This is a genomic window from Myxococcus sp. AB036A, assembly GCF_006547355.1.
In the GTDB taxonomy this organism is placed as follows: Bacteria; Myxococcota; Myxococcia; order Myxococcales; family Myxococcaceae; genus Myxococcus; species Myxococcus virescens.
In genome coordinates this window covers 74098-91803 of the sequence record NZ_VHLC01000025.1, presented here as the reverse complement: position 1 = coordinate 91803, position 17706 = coordinate 74098, and the positions used below count along the sequence as shown (strand labels likewise).

15 protein-coding genes, 1 tRNA gene and 2 pseudogenes are annotated in these 17706 nt (G+C 68.1%); 13 read left to right on the top strand and 5 right to left on the bottom strand.

All coding sequences use genetic code 11. The features are described from left to right. On the top strand, window positions 1-1068 hold a 1068-nt coding region (locus FL344_RS13310), incomplete at its 5' end, for a CapA family protein (RefSeq protein ID WP_141618785.1). Window positions 1069-1076: 8 nt separating this feature from the next. Here FL344_RS13310 and FL344_RS39725 read toward each other — a convergent pair. After that, the gene (locus FL344_RS39725) at window positions 1077-1199 is read right to left on the bottom strand and encodes a hypothetical protein (RefSeq protein ID WP_002637587.1); all 123 of its coding nucleotides are present in this window, start codon (window positions 1197-1199) and stop codon (window positions 1077-1079) included. Between the two features lie 155 nt (window positions 1200-1354). Here FL344_RS39725 and prfA point away from each other — a divergent pair, with 155 nt between their 5' ends. From prfA to FL344_RS13290, 4 genes are all read left to right on the top strand, one after another. Then, entirely contained in the window at window positions 1355-2443 is a 1089-nt protein-coding gene (gene prfA / locus FL344_RS13305; protein WP_141592008.1) for a peptide chain release factor 1, read from the top strand. Then, window positions 2440-3321, top strand: coding sequence for a peptide chain release factor N(5)-glutamine methyltransferase (gene prmC / locus FL344_RS13300; protein WP_090493146.1), 882 nt, complete (start codon window positions 2440-2442; stop codon window positions 3319-3321). Before prfA ends, prmC begins: the two co-directional genes overlap by 4 nt. 14 nt (window positions 3322-3335) lie before the next feature. After that, entirely contained in the window at window positions 3336-4598 is a 1263-nt protein-coding gene (gene murA, locus FL344_RS13295; protein ID WP_141592010.1) for a UDP-N-acetylglucosamine 1-carboxyvinyltransferase, read from the top strand. 145 nt (window positions 4599-4743) lie between these two features. Further along, complete coding sequence (locus FL344_RS13290; protein ID WP_011554891.1) at window positions 4744-5133, top strand: zf-TFIIB domain-containing protein; 390 nt, start codon at window positions 4744-4746, stop codon at window positions 5131-5133. Window positions 5134-5186: 53 nt separating this feature from the next. Here the strand turns inward: FL344_RS13290 and FL344_RS13285 are convergent, their stop codons facing one another. Then, a complete protein-coding gene (locus FL344_RS13285) occupies window positions 5187-6026 on the bottom strand; it encodes a discoidin domain-containing protein (protein WP_228565006.1) in 840 nt (279 codons plus the stop codon). A gap of 157 nt (window positions 6027-6183) precedes the next feature. Here FL344_RS13285 and FL344_RS13280 point away from each other — a divergent pair, with 157 nt between their 5' ends. The 6 genes and pseudogenes from FL344_RS13280 to FL344_RS13260 all read left to right on the top strand — a co-directional run bounded on the left by FL344_RS13280 (window position 6184) and on the right by FL344_RS13260 (window position 13705). After that, window positions 6184-8340, top strand: coding sequence for an ABC transporter substrate-binding protein (locus FL344_RS13280; RefSeq protein WP_194863095.1), 2157 nt, complete (start codon window positions 6184-6186; stop codon window positions 8338-8340). A gap of 59 nt (window positions 8341-8399) precedes the next feature. Further along, a tRNA-Gly gene (locus tag FL344_RS13275) sits at window positions 8400-8472 on the top strand. Window positions 8473-9068: 596 nt separating this feature from the next. Continuing rightward, window positions 9069-9467: pseudogene (locus tag FL344_RS40015) on the top strand (discoidin domain-containing protein); the annotation flags it as partial. Window positions 9468-9554: 87 nt separating this feature from the next. Further along, window positions 9555-10724: pseudogene (locus tag FL344_RS13270) on the top strand (discoidin domain-containing protein); the annotation flags it as partial. Window positions 10725-10972: 248 nt separating this feature from the next. Next, window positions 10973-12010 (top strand): hypothetical protein, encoded by a 1038-nt coding sequence (locus FL344_RS13265; RefSeq protein WP_141618782.1) that lies wholly within the window; start codon window positions 10973-10975, stop codon window positions 12008-12010. Between the two features lie 429 nt (window positions 12011-12439). Beyond that, on the top strand, window positions 12440-13705 hold the full coding sequence (locus tag FL344_RS13260) for a cytochrome P450 (RefSeq protein ID WP_141618781.1): 1266 nt from the start codon (window positions 12440-12442) through the stop codon (window positions 13703-13705). 33 nt (window positions 13706-13738) lie between these two features. Here FL344_RS13260 and FL344_RS13255 read toward each other — a convergent pair whose 3' ends face one another. The 3 genes from FL344_RS13255 to FL344_RS13245 form a co-directional block, all read right to left on the bottom strand. Continuing rightward, window positions 13739-13918: a hypothetical protein gene (locus FL344_RS13255; protein ID WP_141618780.1), complete on the bottom strand. Its 180-nt coding sequence runs from the start codon at window positions 13916-13918 to the stop codon at window positions 13739-13741. Window positions 13919-14053: 135 nt separating this feature from the next. Beyond that, the gene (locus FL344_RS13250) at window positions 14054-15043 is read right to left on the bottom strand and encodes a WD40 repeat domain-containing protein (protein WP_141618779.1); all 990 of its coding nucleotides are present in this window, start codon (window positions 15041-15043) and stop codon (window positions 14054-14056) included. A gap of 116 nt (window positions 15044-15159) precedes the next feature. Further along, window positions 15160-16152 carry a discoidin domain-containing protein gene (locus FL344_RS13245; RefSeq protein ID WP_141618778.1) on the bottom strand — a complete coding sequence of 331 codons (993 nt, stop codon included), beginning with the start codon at window positions 16150-16152 and terminating at the stop codon, window positions 15160-15162. Window positions 16153-16568: 416 nt separating this feature from the next. Here FL344_RS13245 and FL344_RS13240 point away from each other — a divergent pair, with 416 nt between their 5' ends. Both FL344_RS13240 and FL344_RS38500 read left to right on the top strand, forming a co-directional pair. Beyond that, complete coding sequence (locus FL344_RS13240; RefSeq protein ID WP_228565004.1) at window positions 16569-16850, top strand: hypothetical protein; 282 nt, start codon at window positions 16569-16571, stop codon at window positions 16848-16850. A 312-nt stretch (window positions 16851-17162) separates the two neighbouring features. Continuing rightward, complete coding sequence (locus FL344_RS38500) at window positions 17163-17693, top strand: hypothetical protein (RefSeq protein WP_194863094.1); 531 nt, start codon at window positions 17163-17165, stop codon at window positions 17691-17693. The last annotated feature ends 13 nt before the right edge of the window (window positions 17694-17706 follow it).

Below are 17706 nucleotides of genomic sequence, written 5' to 3'. Positions count from 1 at the left end.
CCAGAGGCCGAGCCCCCCACCCGCTCCGTGTCCATCATCGTGGGCGGCGACGTGACGCTGGGCCACAACTACCAGACACACTACGACGCGGAGACCGCCAAGGGCCGCCCCCGGGACGCCCTGCTGGCCTACGGGTTCCAGGAGGTAAAGCCCCTGACGGACGCCGCCGACCTGTTCGTCGTCAACCTGGAGTGCCCCTTCACCGAGCGCGGCGAGAAGCTGCCCAAGAATTTCAACTTCCGCGCGAAGCCGGAGCTGGTGGGCATCCTCACCGCCGGCGGCGTGGACGTGGTGAGCCTGGCCAACAACCACCTGATGGACTACGGCGCCCAGGGCCTGCTCGACACGCTGGACACCCTGGACGCGGCGCGCATCCCCTACTTCGGCGCGGGCCGGAACCTGGCGGAGGCCCGGCGCCCGGCCATCGTCACCGTGGGCGGTCAGCGGGTGGCGCTGCTGGGCTACTTCTTCCTGGGCACGCGCAACATCGAACCGCCCGGGGTCTACGCCACGGAGACGACCCCTGGGGTCGCCGGCCACTTCTCCGACGAGGCCATCATGGAGCAGATGCTCCGGGAGGACATCGCCGCGGCCCGGGCCCAGGCGGACATCGTCCTGCCCTACTTCCACTGGGGACGCGAAGGCACCTACACCCCGGAGCCCTACCAGGTCCGGCTGGCCCACGCCGCCATCGACGCGGGCGCCGCGGGTGTGCTGGGCGCCCACCCGCACGTCCTCCAGGCCATGGAGCTGTACCAGGGCAGACCGGTCGTCTACTCGCTGGGGAACTTCGTCTTCGGGGGGAACTGGAACCCTCGCGACAAGCGCGGCGCCCTGTGGAAGGGCCACTTCGGGCCCGACGGCGGCTACCTGTCCAGCGAGATTCTGCCCTTGAGGACCGACCGCTTCCCGGAGCTGCCCTTCCAGCCGGTGCCCGTCACGGGCGAGGCGGCGGAGGCGGTGCTGCGGCTCCTGGCGGAGTCTTCAGAAGGCGTGGAGCGGATGCTGCCCGAACTGGAACCGTGGGCCCGTCCGCCTCCCTCCCCCGAAGTCCGAGGGAGGGAGTAGCCAACACACTAGACCTTGTTGTTGGACTGGCCCTTCTTGGCGCGGTTGCGGCGGCGCTTCAGCTGGGCCTTCCGGCCCTTGGCGCGGTTGGCGACCTTCTTCTTGGAACGATTTCCCTTCTGGGCGGGCATGTGGAAGGACTCCGTGTAGGTGATGTGAAACCGACCGCTGAGCGCGGTGAGGGCGGCCCTTTTTTCATGCTCCCGCCCAAGCGTCCAAGGAATTTCTTGACTCCGCCCGCCCTTGCCAGAGGCCGTGCAAAGGGGCAATACCCCCCGGAACGACGATGATTGACAAACTCGAAGACGTCGAACGCCGGTTCGAACGCCTGACCGCCGACCTGTCGAACCCCGACGTGCTCGCCGACTCGGCGAGGCTCCAGAAGGTGTCCAAGGAGCGCGCGGGCCTGGAGAAGCTGGTCGAGGCCTTCCGGTCCTACCGCAAGGTGCTCGCCGACCTCAGCGAGGTCGAAGCCTGGCTCGGCAGCAGCGACGCCGACGAGAAGGCCTTCGCGCGCGAGGCCCTGCCCGGCCTGAAGGACCAGCGCGACGAGCTGGAGGCCAGCCTCAAGATTCTCCTCCTGCCCAAGGACCCGAATGACGAGAAGAACGTCATCCTGGAAATCCGCGCGGGCGCGGGCGGTGACGAGGCCGCCCTCTTCGCCGAGGAGGTCATGCAGATGTACCTCCGCTACGCGGACCGCCGGGGCTGGAAGGCGGACATCCTGGACATGAGCCCGGGCAACGCCGGCGGCGTGAAGGACGCCACGGTGACGCTGTCCGGTGACGCCGTGTTCAGCAGCATGAAGTACGAGTCCGGCGTGCACCGCGTGCAGCGCGTGCCGGCCACGGAGACGCAGGGCCGCATCCACACGTCCACCATCACGGTGTCGGTGATGCCGGAGGCGGAGGACGTGGACGTGCAGGTGAACCCGGCGGACATCGAGATGCAGGTGATGCGCTCCACGGGCTCGGGCGGCCAGAGCGTCAACACCACGGACTCCGCGGTGCGCCTCATCCACCACCCGACGGGCATCGTGGTGAAGTGCCAGCAGGAGAAGAGCCAGCTGAAGAACCGCACCATGGCCATGCGCATGCTGCGGGCGAAGCTCTACGACATCGAGCAGGAGCGCATCCGCAACGAGCGCGACTCCGCGCGCCGCGCCCAGGTGGGCACCGGCGACCGCAGCGAGAAGATTCGCACCTACAACTTCCCGCAGGACCGGCTGACGGACCACCGCATCGGCCTCACGGTGCACAACCTGCCGGGCGTCATGGCCGGTGACGTGGAAGACGTCATCACCGCCTGCCGGACCTACTACCAGGCTGAAGCGCTCAAGGCGCAGACGGCCGGCGGCCCGAAGCCTTCCGCATGAGCAGCGAGCCCTGGACCATCCGCAGGGTCCTCACCTGGACGACGCAGCACTTCGAGAAGCGACAGGTGGATGCGCCGCGGCTCACCGCGGAAATCCTCCTGTCGCACGTGCTCGAGCTCAGCCGCGTCCGGCTGTACGTGGACCTGGACCGCCCGCTCTCCAAGGACGAGCTGGGCGCCTACCGTGCCCTCATCGAACGGCGCATGGCGGGCGAGCCCACGCAGTACCTGACGGGGGTGCGTGAGTTCTACAACCGCCCCTTCAAGGTGGACGCGCGGGTGCTGATTCCGCGCCCGGAGACGGAGCTGTTGGTGGAGGCGGCGCTGCGCATGCTTCCCAAGGACGCGCCCGGCCGCGCGCTGGACGTGTGCACCGGCTCCGGCTGCATCGCCATCAGCCTCGCGGCCGAGCGGCCACAGGCCACCGTCATCGCCACCGACCTGTCTCCGGACGCCTGCGCGCTGGCGCGGGAGAACGCCCAGGCGCTGGGCGTGGCGGACCGGGTGACGGTGCTGCAGGGCGACCTCTTCACCCCGGTGCCCGCGGGCGAGCGCTTCCAGGTGGTGGTCTCCAACCCGCCGTACATCGCCTCCGGGGAGATTCCCGGCCTGTCCGCCGAGGTGCGACGCGAGCCGAAGCTGGCGCTCGACGGCGGGCCGGACGGGCTGGTGGCGGTGCGCCGGGTGGTGACGGGTGCGCGCCAGTGGTTGGAGCCTGGCGGCCTCCTTGCATTGGAGATTGGCGAGGACCAGGGCCCCGCCGTCCTGGAGCTCCTGCGTGCAGCGGGTTACGCGGACGCGCGGGTGGAGAAGGACCTGGAGCGGCGGGAACGGATGGCATTTGGGACACAGCCCGTGGCCAGCGAGCCACAGGGCTGAAGACGCAGGGAACCATGGACAAGATCGTCATCAAGGGCGGCCAGGCGCTGCACGGCGAAGTGCAGGCCTCGGGCGCGAAGAACGCGGCGCTGCCCATCCTCGCCTCGGCGCTGCTGGCCGACGGAACCTCCACCTACCGCAACGTGCCGGACCTGGCGGATGTCGCCACCATGCTCAAGGTGCTGCGCACCATGGGCTGCGACGCGGAGCGCGACAAGGAGACGACGGATGTCTGCCGGGTGGGTGTCAACGGCCACATCACCCCGGAGGCGCCGTACGACCTGGTGAAGACGATGCGCGCCAGCGTGCTGGTGCTGGGGCCGCTGGTCGCCCGCTTCGGCCGGGCGCGGGTGTCCATGCCGGGCGGGTGCGCCATTGGCGCGCGGCCCATCGACCAGCACCTCAAGGGGCTGAAGGCGCTGGGCGCGGACATCCACCTCACGGAAGGCTACGTGGAGGCCACGGCGAAGCAGCTCAAGGGCGGCACCGTCAACTTCGACGTCATCACCGTCACCGGCACGGAGAACGTGATGATGGCGGCGGTGCTGGCCAAGGGCCGCACCCTCATGGAGAACTGCGCCCGCGAGCCCGAGGTCGAGGAGCTGGCCAAGGTGCTCAACAAGATGGGGGCGCGCATCGAAGGCGCGGGCACGTCCAGCATCACCATCGAGGGCGTGGACGGGCTGAAGCCGGTGGAGCACGCCATCCTCCCCGACCGCATCGAGGCCGGCACCCTGCTGGTGGCGGCGGCCATCTCCGGCGGCGACGTGCTGGTGAAGCGCGTGGTGCCCGAGCACATGGACGCGCTGGTGGAGAAGCTGCGCGAGGCCGGGTGCACGATTACCACCGAGGGCAGCGGCCTGCGCTGCAAGGCGCCCCAGCGGCTGGACGCGGTGAACATCACCACCACGGAGCATCCGGGGTTCCCCACGGACATGCAGGCCCAGTTGATGGCCCTCATGTCTGTCAGTCAGGGGACGTCCGTCATCAGCGAGAACATCTTCGAGAACCGCTTCATGCACGTGCCGGAGCTGCACCGGCTGGGCGCGGACATCACCATCCAGGGGCCCACCGCGGTGGTGAAGGGTGTGAAGGGCCTGAGCGGCGCGCCCGTCATGGCAACGGACCTGAGGGCGAGTGCGTCACTCATCCTGGCCGGGCTGCGAGCAGAGGGCCGCACCGACGTCAGCCGCGTCTACCACCTGGACCGGGGCTATGAGCGCCTGGAGCGCAAGTTGAGCGCCCTGGGTGCGGACATCCGCCGCGAGAAGGCGTAGGGCTGAGGGGCTGGGGGGCGACGGGACGGCGCGTTGCCAACAGAAGGCACAAGGCGGGTTGCATCCGAAATTTCGCGCGACCTATCATTCTCCCATCGACTGGGGAGAACACCACTCCCCCCCAACAGGAGAATGGAACCGCCCCATGGATTGCCCCAGCTGCAACGTCGAGATGTCCGATCTCGAGGGGGATGATCAGACGTTGCGAAAGTGTGGAGATTGCGGCGGCCTTTGGATTGACGTCGCGGACCTCAACCGGGTCCTGCTCCACAACAACCTCCCCGGGCTGGAGAGCCAGGGCGGCAAGGTGGATGCGGAGGCACTGACCGGTCAGTGCCCCGAGTGCCAGGTCGACCTCGTCCGCGTGGACGGTGGCGACCGCCAGCATCCACTGCATTACGACACCTGCGAGTCCTGCGGCGGCATCTTCCTGGAATCCGAATTCCAGGACGCCACCGACGTGAAGGTCGCGGTCGAGGAAATCATCGCGTTCTTCCGCCACTTCGGCGCGAAGCGGAAGATGGCCGCGCTGTAGGCGGGGTGCGTCGCCCCCCGGGAAACCGGGTGGGCGGCAGCCAGCCCGCCTGTTCACCGCTGGCTGCGGAACTCCTCGCCCCAGGCCTCGGCGACGGGCCCGTCGAACGCCAGTGATGCATCCGGCGAGCGTGTCCCCTCGGAGTCCCCTCGCGGGAAGCGCACCGTCACCCGCCCGTGCGGGGGGACGTCCAGGGACAGCTTCTCTCCGGACAGCGTGTAGGCACCACTGACTGTCGTGGACACCTCGCCCTCCAGGGGCTCCTCGGTGAGGCTGTAGGTTCCGTCCAGGTAGAAGGACAGGAAGCGGTGCGGTGCGCCCTTCAGGCCGCCGAACCAGGTGCCGAGCAGCGGCGCCAGCCGGCCGTTGTAGCGCAGCTTGGGCGCCAGCCAGGTGCCATTGAGGGCCTTCCCGCCGGAGTAGAAGACGATGTCGGTGACGCACACGGGCGCGTCGTCCTTGGCCCCCGGGAAGCGCTCCGACACCTCCAACGTGAAGCGGGCGCCCCGAAGTCCGGGCTTGAGGGGCACCACCTGGAGCCCGCGCTTGTCCTCCACGCTGACGCTGCGTGCTTCCTTGATGCCGGTCAGTGTGAGCTTCCGCGCCCGCGCGCGGGCCTTGAACGCGGCCCGGTCCGAGCCGTCGCCCGTGTACACGCGGACCTCGTCCACGGTGACGATGTCCTTGAAACCGAAGGTGAAGGACGCGGGCGCGTCTCCGCTGACACACCACGCGGTGGAGTCGCGGCCGTCGAGCACGTTGAGGGGCCCATAGCGTTCCGGCTGACTGGTGCGGTCGAGCCAGTCGGAGGCCTGGACGTAGCCTGGCGGGACATTGGGTGCGGCGGAGGCCGCCGTGGCGGACAGGAGGGAGGCGAGGAGCAGGCGTCGCATGTCCCCGCATCTTTGATCGCCTCGCGAGCGCGGCTCCAGTCCGAGCACGCACGGAGCGGCCGGGTGGATGCGGATGAAAGCGCCAGCGCGGATGTTGGGGTGCTTGACACTCCGTCCCCGACGGGAAGGATGGCGGCCTGTGCTGGAGGAGACCGTGATGAGACGCTGGGGGTGGGCCTGTGTGCTGGGGCTGATGCTGGCCGGCTGCAAGGAAGACAAGGCGCCGGAAGCTCCGGACGCGGGTCCGGTGGAGACGGGACCGGCCGCTCTCACGGAGAAGGAGCCCAACGACCGGCCCGACCAGGCCCTGGACATCACCCGCAACAGCACGGTGAGCGCGGAGCTCACCGCGCAGCCGAACAAGGCGGACGAGGACTGGTACCGGCTGGCGCCCGGCGCGGCGCGCATCGCGGACGTCACCGTGTCCGGCCTGCCCGGCGGGGACATCACCCTGGAGGTGTATGACCGCGACCGCAACCGCCTGGTCGGCATCAACAGCGAGGGTGAGGGCAAGCCGGAGCGGTTCCCCAACCTCTACGTGGAGAACGAGCGCTTCATCCGCGTGGTGCCCACCCGCAAGGGTGTGGGCGGCGCGTACACGCTCGAGGTCCGCATGCGCGCGCCCGAGGACGGCGAGGAGCGCGAGCCCAATGACCGCGCCGTGGACGCGGTGAGCCTGACCTTGGGCCAGACGGTGACGGCCTTCCTGGGCCATGCCGGCGACGAGGACTGGTACCGCATCGAGCTGCCGGACCCGACGCAGCCGTCGAACGAGGGGGACGCCGCGCCGGGCCAGGGTGGGACGCCGGAGAACCCCTCGCCCTTCGGCGATTCGCCCTCGCAGGACACGCCGCCCCAGGGCGCTGGCGCCGCGCCGCAAGGGATGGGTGGCACGCAGCCCGGAACGGGTGGCACGGCCCTGCCCTCTGGGCAGGACACCGCGGAGGGCGGGGACCTCGCCGCCCGGCAGGGGATGGGAAATCCCGGCGCGCGGGACGGACACGGACTCCCTGGCGAGCGGCAGGACCTGGGCGGCGCCGGCTTCGACGCGGAGGAAGGCGCCGCGCCTCGAAACCTGGACGCGGAGGGCACGTCGCCCGGCCAGGGTGATGGGGACGGCTTCGGACGTGCCGAGCCCCCCTCCCCCACTCAGGAAGGCACCTTCGCGGGGAGCGAGCCGCCGCCCGTGGGCAGTGAGGCGGTGGGCGCTGCCATCGCCCGCGCGTTGGATGCGGGCACACCGGCGGTGCCTCCCGAGCCGCCCTCTGTGGCGCTGAAAATCGAGCTGACGGGCGTGGACGGCGTGCGGCCGGAGCTGTCGGTGCTGTCCGCGGCGGAAGCGCCGCTCTTCACGCTGCGCGGCAAGGAGGGCGAGACACTGTCGCTGCGCAACATCGGCGTGCGCGCCACGGACCGGGTCGTCTACGTGGTGGTGAAGACGAGCTGGGTGGGCACGGGCAAGGAGGCCCGCCGGACCTTCAACACCACCATGCCGTACACGCTCACCGTGTCGCAGGAGGAGGCCGGCGCCAGCGCGGAGCTGGAGCCGAACGACGAGCTCCACAAGGCCACGACGATTACGGCCGGGGGCTACCGCGAGGGCTTCCTGGCGCCCAAGGGGGACGTGGACCACTTCGTCCTGAAGACGGCCGAGCCGGTGCTGGCCAAGGTGGAGCTGACGGGCGTGGAGCGGCTGGACCTGGTGCTCTCCATGGTGGAACCGCCGGAGGGTGAGTCCGGCAAGGAGACGGTGCTGCTGCGCGCCAACGACGGCGCCATCAAGGAGCCCGAGCGCCTCAACAACGTCGCCTGCAACGGCGCCTGCTACTTCCGCGTGGAGGGCGCGTCGCGCAAGGTGGACGGAAAGTGGGTGAAGGACTTCGAGAACGCCGAGCAGCCCTACCGCATCACCGTCACCACGGTGCCGGACAACGGCAGCGAGGAGCGTGAACCCAACAACACCGCGGACCGGGCGCAGGACCTGACACTGGGCCAGCCGGTGCGTGGCACGGTGTATCCGGTGAAGGACACCGACTTCTTCCGCTTGGACCTGTCGGACCGGCCCGTGCGCACGCCCATCCGGGCCACGCTGCTGGGCATCCTGAAGGTCGACGTGGGGCTGTACCTGCACCGCGTGCAGCCGGACGGAAAGCTTTCGCTCGTGCAGACGGCCGACCGGGCCAAGGGCGACCAACCGGAGAGCATCCGCTACAGCGCCGAGCCGGGCGTCTACCTCTTCGAGGTCCGCGACGCGCGCAACCGCGAGTCCAACTTCCAGGATTCCTACCAGCTCACCGTCGAGGAGTCGGAGTAGCACCTCACTTCCCGTTGACAAGCCACGGGGCGGCCCGTACTTTGCGCCCTGCTTCGCCTGCGGTGGTAGCTCAGTTGGTAGAGCACGAGCTTCCCAAGCTCGGGGTCGAGGGTTCGAATCCCTTCCGCCGCTCACGGATAAAGGCCGGTGGTCCTTGAGGAAACTCAGGACCGCCGGCCTTCGTCTTTTCGGGCCTCGGGGCGTCTTGCAGCAAGGATGCAGTCAACGGCGCGAAGCGCTGGCCTGCTGGAAGTGCGGAACGGCCTCGCTGGTGCCTGGAGCGCCACCCTCGCCTCCTTTCCTGCTTTGTATTGAAACACAGCCACTGCGGGAGGGCGCATCCGCAGCAAGGGTGAGAATTTTCAGCGGAACTGAGAGGGATTGCCGCACGCCTGTCTGCAGGGCGAGTTCGATATCCATTTGAGAAATGGCCATGGGAATACCATTTCAAGTGAAAGGGTATTCGCGCCCGCAACACCGCTACCGAGTCGTAAACACCGCCGGTCCTGACGGAAGCGAGGCGCCCAGCGCGGGGCGTGGGTCGCTGACGGGGCGCGGGCCTGCGGTCTGGAAGCCAACGCGCCGCTGGGGGATCGCGGCGCGCCGGTCCGGCATCGTCCGCCCGGTGAGTCGTGGCTCCTGATGGTCTCACCTGAGGTATCAACTTGAATCCACACCACAGGACCTCATCCCGGGGGGGATGGCTGCACCTGCGCGAGCCTGCCCGTGTGCTCGCGCTGACTGCCCTTGCGCTCGCGACGCCCACGCTAGCCGCCGAGGGATTCATCTCCGTCACGGCCAGTGGGGATGACGGCAACGTCCCCGCCAACGCCATCGACGGAGACCCCACCACGCGCTGGTCCAGCGACGGCGTGGGCGAATGGCTCACCGGCGACCTGGGCGCCGTGAAATCGCTCAGCGCCGTGGACATCTCCTGGCACCGTGGCGACGAGCGCGTCAATCGCTTCGTCATCTCCACCTCGACGGACGGCACGAACTTCACGCAGGTGCACTCCGGCAGCTCGTCCGGCAACACCGCTGCGCCGGAGCGTTACTCGTTCTCCGCGGTGAACGCACGCTACGTGCGCATCACCGTGAACGGCAGCACGATGAACACCTGGGCCAGCATCGCGGAGCTGGCGGCCGTCACCGACGGCTCGACCCCGCCCACCGACCCGCCCGGCGTCCCTCCCGAGCGCTTCACCTCCGTCGCCGCCAGCGGAGATGACGGCAACGTCCCCGCCAACGCCATTGACGGCGACCCCGCCACGCGCTGGTCCAGCGACGGCGTGGGGCAATGGATTACCGGCGACCTGGGCACCGTGGCGCAGCTGGGCGCCGTGGACATCGGCTGGCACCGTGGCAACGAGCGCGTCAACAACTTCGTCATCTCCACCTCCACGGACGGCACGAACTTCGCGCAGGTGCACTCCGGCAGGTCGTCCGGCACCACCTCCGCGCTGGAGCGTTACTCGTTCTCCCCGGTGAGCACGCGCTACGTGCGTATCACCGTGAACGGCAGCTCGATGAACACCTGGGCCAGCATCGCGGAAATGCAGCCCGGTACCGGCTCGACCCCGCCCACCGACCCGCCTGGCGAGCAGGGCCAGGACAAGTTCGGCGTGACGATGATCTATCCGACCAAGTCGGGCGGCGAGCAGTGGTTCCTGGCGGACAACGCGACGTCCGACAAGCGCTTCGACCCGCAGAACACCATCACGCGCAACTCGGACGGCTCCTGGAAGATGAAGAACAGCAAGGTGCGCATGTCCGTGTTCACCTCCACGGGCTACAGCGCGTCCAAGATTCCGACCTACGACCGCGACGTGCTGGCCAGCCGGGGCTACATGCAGGCGGCGAACGACTGGCGGAACATCGAGATGACTGGCTTCGTGAAGGTCAACTCGGTGTCCGACGTGTCGGACAACTTCGCGTGGTACGCGCGAGGCGGCAAGCACAACGACAACCACTCGGGGTGCGAGGGCAGCAGCTACAAGGGTTCGCTGCACTATGACGGCCGCGTGCGCTGGCAGAAGGAGACGTGGCACGTCTCCTACAACCAGGCGTCGTACAAGTCCGGTACCTCGGCGCTGCGCGGCCGCTGGGTGGGCTTCAAGTCGGTGATGCGCAACACCAAGGTCAACGGAAAGGAAGCCGTGCGCCTGGAGATGTACCTCAACGAGAACGCCGACAAGAAGACCTGGAAGAAGGTCTACGACATGGTGGACTCGGGCAGCTGGGGTGGTGACGCCAGCCACTGCGGCGGCGCGGTGAACGCAATGCCCATCACCTGGGGCGGCCCCATCGCGGTGTTCCGCTGGGACAGCGCCAACGACGTGGACTTCAAGTGGCTGTCCGTGCGCGAAATCTCGCCGGAGCAGTGAGCCGCTGACCACGTGACGCCCGCCCCGGTGCTCCTTCCTTGGAGTGCCGGGGCGTGGCGTTTTCAGGGCATTCGATGGGCGCCAGCACCGGGGTCCGAGCCCTCCCTGGATTCCCCCAGTCGACAGGGGCCCCCTCCCCGTGTGCCGGAGTGGGTCCGCCTCGGGGACGAGAAGGGTCCGGGAGCCCGTACCGGTCATCTGCGTGGCAGCGCAATCGAGCAATCCAATATCAGCCCAACAGTATGCGGATGGCTTGCGGTCTGATTTTCGGCTCGCTGCTGATGGCGGCCTCGCCAGGCTTTGCCCATCCCTCTGATGCAGCCGGCTGCGCGGACCGTCAGCGTGAGGGATTCAAAGACATCGCGCGCTGGCCTGACATCGCGGGGTGCGCCGGTGCATGGCGGATTCCGGGCCTGCACACGGACAACCCGGGGATTGCTCCGGCCTGCCCGGGCCTCGTGACCTTCGACACCCTGCCCCCCGCCTGCGGCCGCAAGGGCGGTGACGATGGCCCGAAGCCGGGTGGCGCCGGCTGCAACGTGGCCGACCTCTGCGCGAGCGGCTGGCACGTCTGTACGAGCGACGCCGAGGTGATGAGCCGCTCCTCCACCGGTTGCAAGGGAGCCACCAAGGCGGGAGACCAGGCCCTCTTCTTCGCCACCCGGCAGAGCACCAATGGCTGCGGCGTCTGTGCCAACGGGACCTCGACAGGTCCGGAGTGCGACTCCGACAGCTGCACTCCTGGCTGCCTGCAGACCGCCCGAACGTCGAACGACTTCTTCGGCTGCGGCAACTTCGGAACCGAGGCCACGTGTGGCCCCCTCAACCGGTTCTCGGAGAACCTGTGCTCGGGGCTTGAAGGCTCGCCATGGTCGTGTAACGCCGCGACGACCGCTGACGACAACGGCCTCTGCGAGGCCTACACGGCCATCAAGACGGGCTCCCGCTTTGGCGGTGTGCTCTGCTGCCGCGACACCTGCACCGATTCCGACAAGGACGGCGTCTGCGATAGCGCGGACCGCTGCGCGGGCACCGTGCTCCCCGAGTCCCTGTCCACAGGCTCCCTGCCGGGCATGAACCGCTTCGCCGATACTGACGGCGATGGCACCTTCAACACGCTGTCGTCGAACGACGGCGAGCCGGAGCGCCGCTTTACCCTCGTGGACACCGCTGGTTGCAGCTGCGCGCAGATTGTCGATGCGCTGGGGATGAGCCAGGAGCACGCCCAATCTGGATGCAGCATCAGCACCCTGGAGAACTGGGTGTCGCGCGTGAAGGAGAACTAGAGGGTCTGAAGTTGCCCCCATCCTGATGGGCCCCCTGCTCTCCTTTGATTTGGATACGAGTTGTGCCGCGCCTTCTGGTTCCAGGGTAGGAATTCTCCTGGCAGACGCCAATGACCGGCGCCTCTCCTCCATCAGCGAGGTCTCCGTGGCGGCCGGAGCAGGCACGTCCAGTCTGCCGCCCACGGCCATCACCTTCGTCGCGTGGACGGACAGTCGCGTGCTGAGCGACTCACATGGAGAGCGTCGCTCGCTCGAACGGGAGTCGCGCAACGAGAGCATCCCCGGTGATGTTCAAGCCAGACGGCGCCGCGTGGACATGGGACGCTCCGTCCAGCATGGCCCAGCCCCGTGTGCGAAACCTTAAGCCCTGGCACCATGCGGTCCGCGGTCCCGCTCCCCACCCAACAAGCCGTTGAGGTCAGCTCACGCATGTCCAAGACCAACGCCCCTTCAGGACTCGGGTCTGAGTACCACCCGCTCGACTCTCCCCAGCTCGAGAATCCTCATCCGTTCCTCGCGCGTGCACGGCGGGAGGAACCGGTGTTCTTCAGTCCTGCGTTGGGGGCGTGGGTGGTGACGCGCCATGCGGACATCAGCGCCGTGGTCGCCGATACCACACGCTTCTCGTCCGCAGAGTCCATCACGGTGGGCGCCGCGACGACGCCGCCGGAGGTGGTCACCGCGCTGATGGACGGTTACCCCCTGGTGCCCAGCCTCGTCGACAATGATCCGCCAGCGCATGGCCGCTTCCGGAGCCTCGTCAGCAAGGCCTTTACCGGGAGGCGCCTCGCGGAAAAGGAGCCCTTCATCCGCACCCTCGTGGACGCGCTCATCCACTCCTTCAGGCACGAGAGGCAGGCGGACCTGTTCCTCCGGTTCGCCCATCCGCTGTCGTGCAGCATCATCGCGGAGATTCTCGGAATCCCCAGCTCGGACATCCACCGGTTCCGGCGCTGGTCCGATGACCTGTCCACGGTCCTCGCGGCGCATGGCCCCATCGAGCACCAGGTCGCGTGCGCGCGAGGTGTGGTCGAGTTCCAGCGATACCTGGCCTCGGCACTCAAGGAGCGGGAGGTGTCCCCCCGAGAGGACCTGCTGAGCGACATCGTCACCGGGGCGCAGGGGATGACGCCGCCCATGAGCATGGCGGAGCTGGTGAGCCTGCTGATGCAGGTGCACTTCGCGGGACATGAGACGACCGCGGGCCTCATCGTGGGAGCGGTGGAACTCCTGCTCGAGCATCCGGAGCAACTGCGAGCACTTCAGGACGACCCGGGCCTCATCGCGGGCGCGGTCGAGGAGGCGGTGCGGATGATCTCCCCCGTGCATGCCATGTTCCGTACGGCGCTAGAGGCGGTGGAGATTGGGGGCGTGCCCATTCCCAAGGGAGCCCACATCCGCATCGTCTACGCGTCGGCCAACCGCGACGAGGCCCGGTTCCACGAGCCTGAGCGCTTCGACATCCGGCGGCCTGACGTCAAGAAGCACCTCGCCTTCGGGCAGGGCCTCCATTTCTGCATCGGCGCGCCGCTTGCGCGGCTCGAGGCACGCCTGGCAGTGGAGGCATTGCTTCGAAGTCTCCCGGGGCTCCGGCTTGTACCTGGGCAGAAGCCGGGCTTCCTGAGGAGCGTCACCGTCCGGAGGCACGAGAGCCTCGAGGTCGCGTGGGACGTCCAGGCGCTTCAGGCCCTCTGACGACCCGACGCACAGGCCGGTGAAGAGACGGCCCTACGCCAGCCCAGACATCAGATACGCGACGAGCGCGTCGATGTCCGCCTGGGACAGGTGGGACGTCTTGCCGTGCGCGTCCTTGATGGCCTGGACCCCGCCGGCTGCCAACGCGAGGTTGAGCCGCCGCTGGCCATCCTCATCCAGCACCACCAGCGGAACGAGGCTGGAGGTGCCCAACCAGTCTCTCTCCAGCTCGCCGCCGGGAAGCCCCCTGCCTCAACACCACGCGGCCTGGGGGCCCTCTCTCCGGGGCCAGCCTCGCACCTGCCGTGGGCAGGCCCAGGTGCTTCAGATTCACGTGCCCCCAGGCCGTCAGTCGGCCACGGCCCACAGCCCTACGGTGCCATTTCCCTGCCCCCAGGCCACGAAGCGCCCGTCGGGGGAGAAGACGGCATCACTCGTCTGGAGGTCGTCGCCGTCGCTGGCACGGAAGAGGACCTCTCCCGTGTCGAAGTGGTGGAGGGCGAAGCCCCGACCGTCGTGCGCGGCGGCGAGCAGGTGCCCCTCCGGGTGGAAGTCCAGGTTGCAGGCGTAGCCATAGAAGCCCGGAATCATCCGGACGAGCCGGCGCTCCTCCGCGTGGACGACGGCGACGTCCTCCGTGAGGCCCCCCACGACGAGTAGGGGCTCCCGGGGATGGAACGCAACACTCCAGGCCGTCGACGCATTGATGGGCATCGTCCACGGCGGCCCTCCCGACGCCACCTCCCACAGCCAGAGGACGCCCCGCTGGTCATCGCTCCACTGCGTGGCGGTCGCCGCGGCGAAGCGGCCATCCGCCGAGAGGGCGCACGCGGTGACGGAGAACTCCCCCTCCGGCCACGGCAGCTCTCGAACCGGACGCCAGGCGCGGACATCCCAGAGAAGGCCCGCTTCCTCGTCCATCACCGCGAGCAGATGGGAGCCGTCCCTGGACGCACAGAGCGTGGTGACCGCATGGGGCAGGAACTCCTGGCGCTGGAGAGAGCCATCCCTGGCGGACAGGGCCTTGAGGCTTGGCCGCCAGAGTCCCGAGGGAGACAGCGCCGGAGCGCCGATACAGAGCACCAGTTCCCCCACCGCCACGGCGGGAGCCCCCAGGAGCGGCAACTCAGTGTCCATCACGGGATGGTCCGAGTCCGTCCCCAAATCCCACCACCGCAAATGTGCGGGGTGGCCGTCCTTTGCGACCAGTACCGCACCTCGAGAGTCGAAGCCCAGCCGCTGGCCCGAGGAGTAGGAGACGCGCGCGGGACCGAGCTGCCGCACGCGACTCAGGCGCGCGGCGTTGGCCGGGGTGATGATGGGACGTAGGGAGGTCATTGGCACTCTCTAGAGGCAGGTCCCCGTGCTGTGGTCGGGAATGCACTCGGGCACAAGCCTGTGCTCGCCCAACGAGGCGTCGCGGCGAGCACTGGGGACCTGCTGTGCTCCGGGCGTCAGTAGTCCCAGCGGTAGACTTCCAGCTCCTTCACGTCATGCCGGGTCGCGCCGCTCATGCTCAGGCCGAAGTACTGGTACGTCTGGTCCGACGTGAAGGAGTGGACGTGCGTGCCACCGCCCGCGCCCGTGCGGGTGGCGAGCGTCACCCAGGAACTCATGCCCGGCGTCCAGCCCATCAGCGTGTAGCCGGGGGGCACGAAGCTGCCCCATTTCACGACGACGCGGCGCACGGCCTCCGGCCGGCCCAGGTTGACGTTGAGCCACACCGTGTCCGAGGTGTTGGCGTGGTACGCCGAGCGCCATGCGCTGCGGTAGTTCTCCAGGTGGTAGGCGCCATTTCCGTCCACGGCGGCACTGGGGGCGCTGATGCCCGTGTTCTCCGAGTCGCTCGCGCTGGCCGCCATGCCGAAGGCAAGGTTGGGGTTGGAGTCCAGATCGAGTGAGCTGCCGAGGTCGTTCACGACTTCGAAGTCGACGATGAGGTTTTCCGTCTCCGGCTTCGTGCTGCCCAGCGCCTGTTTCACGCCCGGGGTGACGTCAATCCAGCACCCCAGGGGCTTGTAGGGGGATGCCGCGCGGCCTCCCAGCGCGGCGTCACTGAGGATGCTGTCGGCGGGCCCGGAGTCCTGGAGCGTGGTGAGGACGCTGCGGCCGTAGCCCGCGTGCCCCGGGTGGCGGTTGGTGATGCGAACCTGCGTGCCCCACTTCAGCGAACGCGTGCTGCTGGTGCGTAGGTCCGACTGGGCCGCGGTGACGCCAGCCAGGTTGACGATGGTGTTGTTGGCGGCGTTGTAGCCGTAGTCCAGGGGGAGCGCGACGTAGAGCGCGCTCCAGGAGATGGTCTTCCCACTGGCGCCGGTGCCACCCCAGAAGCTGGAGGCATAGGCGCGGCGCTTGCCGGTGAACTGCGCGTTGGCGGTGCCGCAGAGGAGTATGGCGAGCACGAGCGTCCAGACGGGCAGGCTGCCGCGGGACAGGGATGGGAGCATGGAGCAAAGCTTTCGGGGGAAGGGACGGGGCGAGCTTCGGAGCCATTCGGTGCAGGTGTCAAAAACCCGGATAGACGGTGGCGGACCAGGCCTGGACGTCGAAGCGTGCAGCGGCTGGAACGCAGTTGCCTCCTCCCGTGACGCAGCAACGCCCCGCTTCCGGATGAAAACGTGCGTCCGCACCTGGAGGTCATTGGGTGCGCGAATCGCAGTGAGTCTCTGCTGGGGCCTCTCCCTGAGAAAGAGACATCAATGCCAAGCACGAGCGCTTCTGGAACCTGGGTGCAGTTCTTCGACATGTGAGGCTACCAGCACGCCTACATCAGCTTCACGGGCGCTCAGAACGTCTCGGATCTGGATGACTACAAGTTCACGCTGTTTGGCTCCAGCTCCCCAGGCAGCACGACAGCTTCCAGATGTTCAGCGCCCAGCCCGCGGACTGGTCCGGTGCGTCCGCGGCACGGAATAAGGCCATCACCCAGTTGGCGATTGTCGAAGAAAAAGCGCTCTTCGCCACCATCTCGAACGATCTGGAGTCGCTGGTGGGGGCGCGCATCAACCTCATCCCGGACATCGGAGGGTTCCTCAGCAGCCTGATGGGCATTTTCTGGCCCCCACCACCAACCCCAACCTCATCTGGGAAGCCATCCAGCGGTACATCGTCAAGGCCATCTACCTCGGCGTTGAGTCATCGGTGATGAGCTCCGTTGAGAACGAGTTCCGGGGCATCCTCAACGCCATCAAGCTGTATAAAACGACCGGCTCTACAATGAGTACGACGGCCTGTGTCAGCTCATCGCGGACCGCGCTCCATATTTCACCTACAACGCCAACGACCCCGCGTCGCAGTACCCTCGCAGAAGCTGCCCTATAGCTCCGCCTGTTTCACGATCGCGCTGGCCATCTACAGCGCGCGCTGGCGTTACTTCGACCAGATCTACGCCTCGGCGCCTTGGTATCCGACAGAGGGGCCCGCGAAGCGCGAGTCCTTCAGGTTGGCGCTGGATTCCATGCTGGAGCAGGCCACGGCCGCGCTGAAAGTGATGGCGAAGCAAGCCTTCAACGAGCAGAAGGCCTCGGCGGAGTCGAAGGCGGAGAACCAGCACCGCGAGCGGGAGGCGTTCCTCTATACTCAACAGTTCGCCGTCAATACGCTGGGGTGGTTGGCGCCCTCCTTCATGTGGCCGTGCTTCGGCTCCACCGGCCAGCTCCCTGTCCAGAGCGTCATTCACGCACTGACGGGTCCCTACGGTGGCGCGGAGAACATCTCGGGAGGGGGCCGTGCGAAGGACGCCGCCGCCAATGGTCAGAACATCTCCCGCGTCCTCCTTCGCACGGGCAGCCGGGTGGATGGTCTCCAAATCTGGATCGACGGCTCCGAGCAACCCATGCGGGGTACCGCCGGTGGAAACAATGTCTGTGACGTCACCTTCGCGGAAGGAGAGCGTGTCCCGGGAGTGCCCGCTGTCTCCGCCACCGAGGAGTTCGGGTGGCGGAGACGCACACCCAGTCCAACCGAATCGCACGTGGCGCTACCGTGACGAGCCGTTTTGA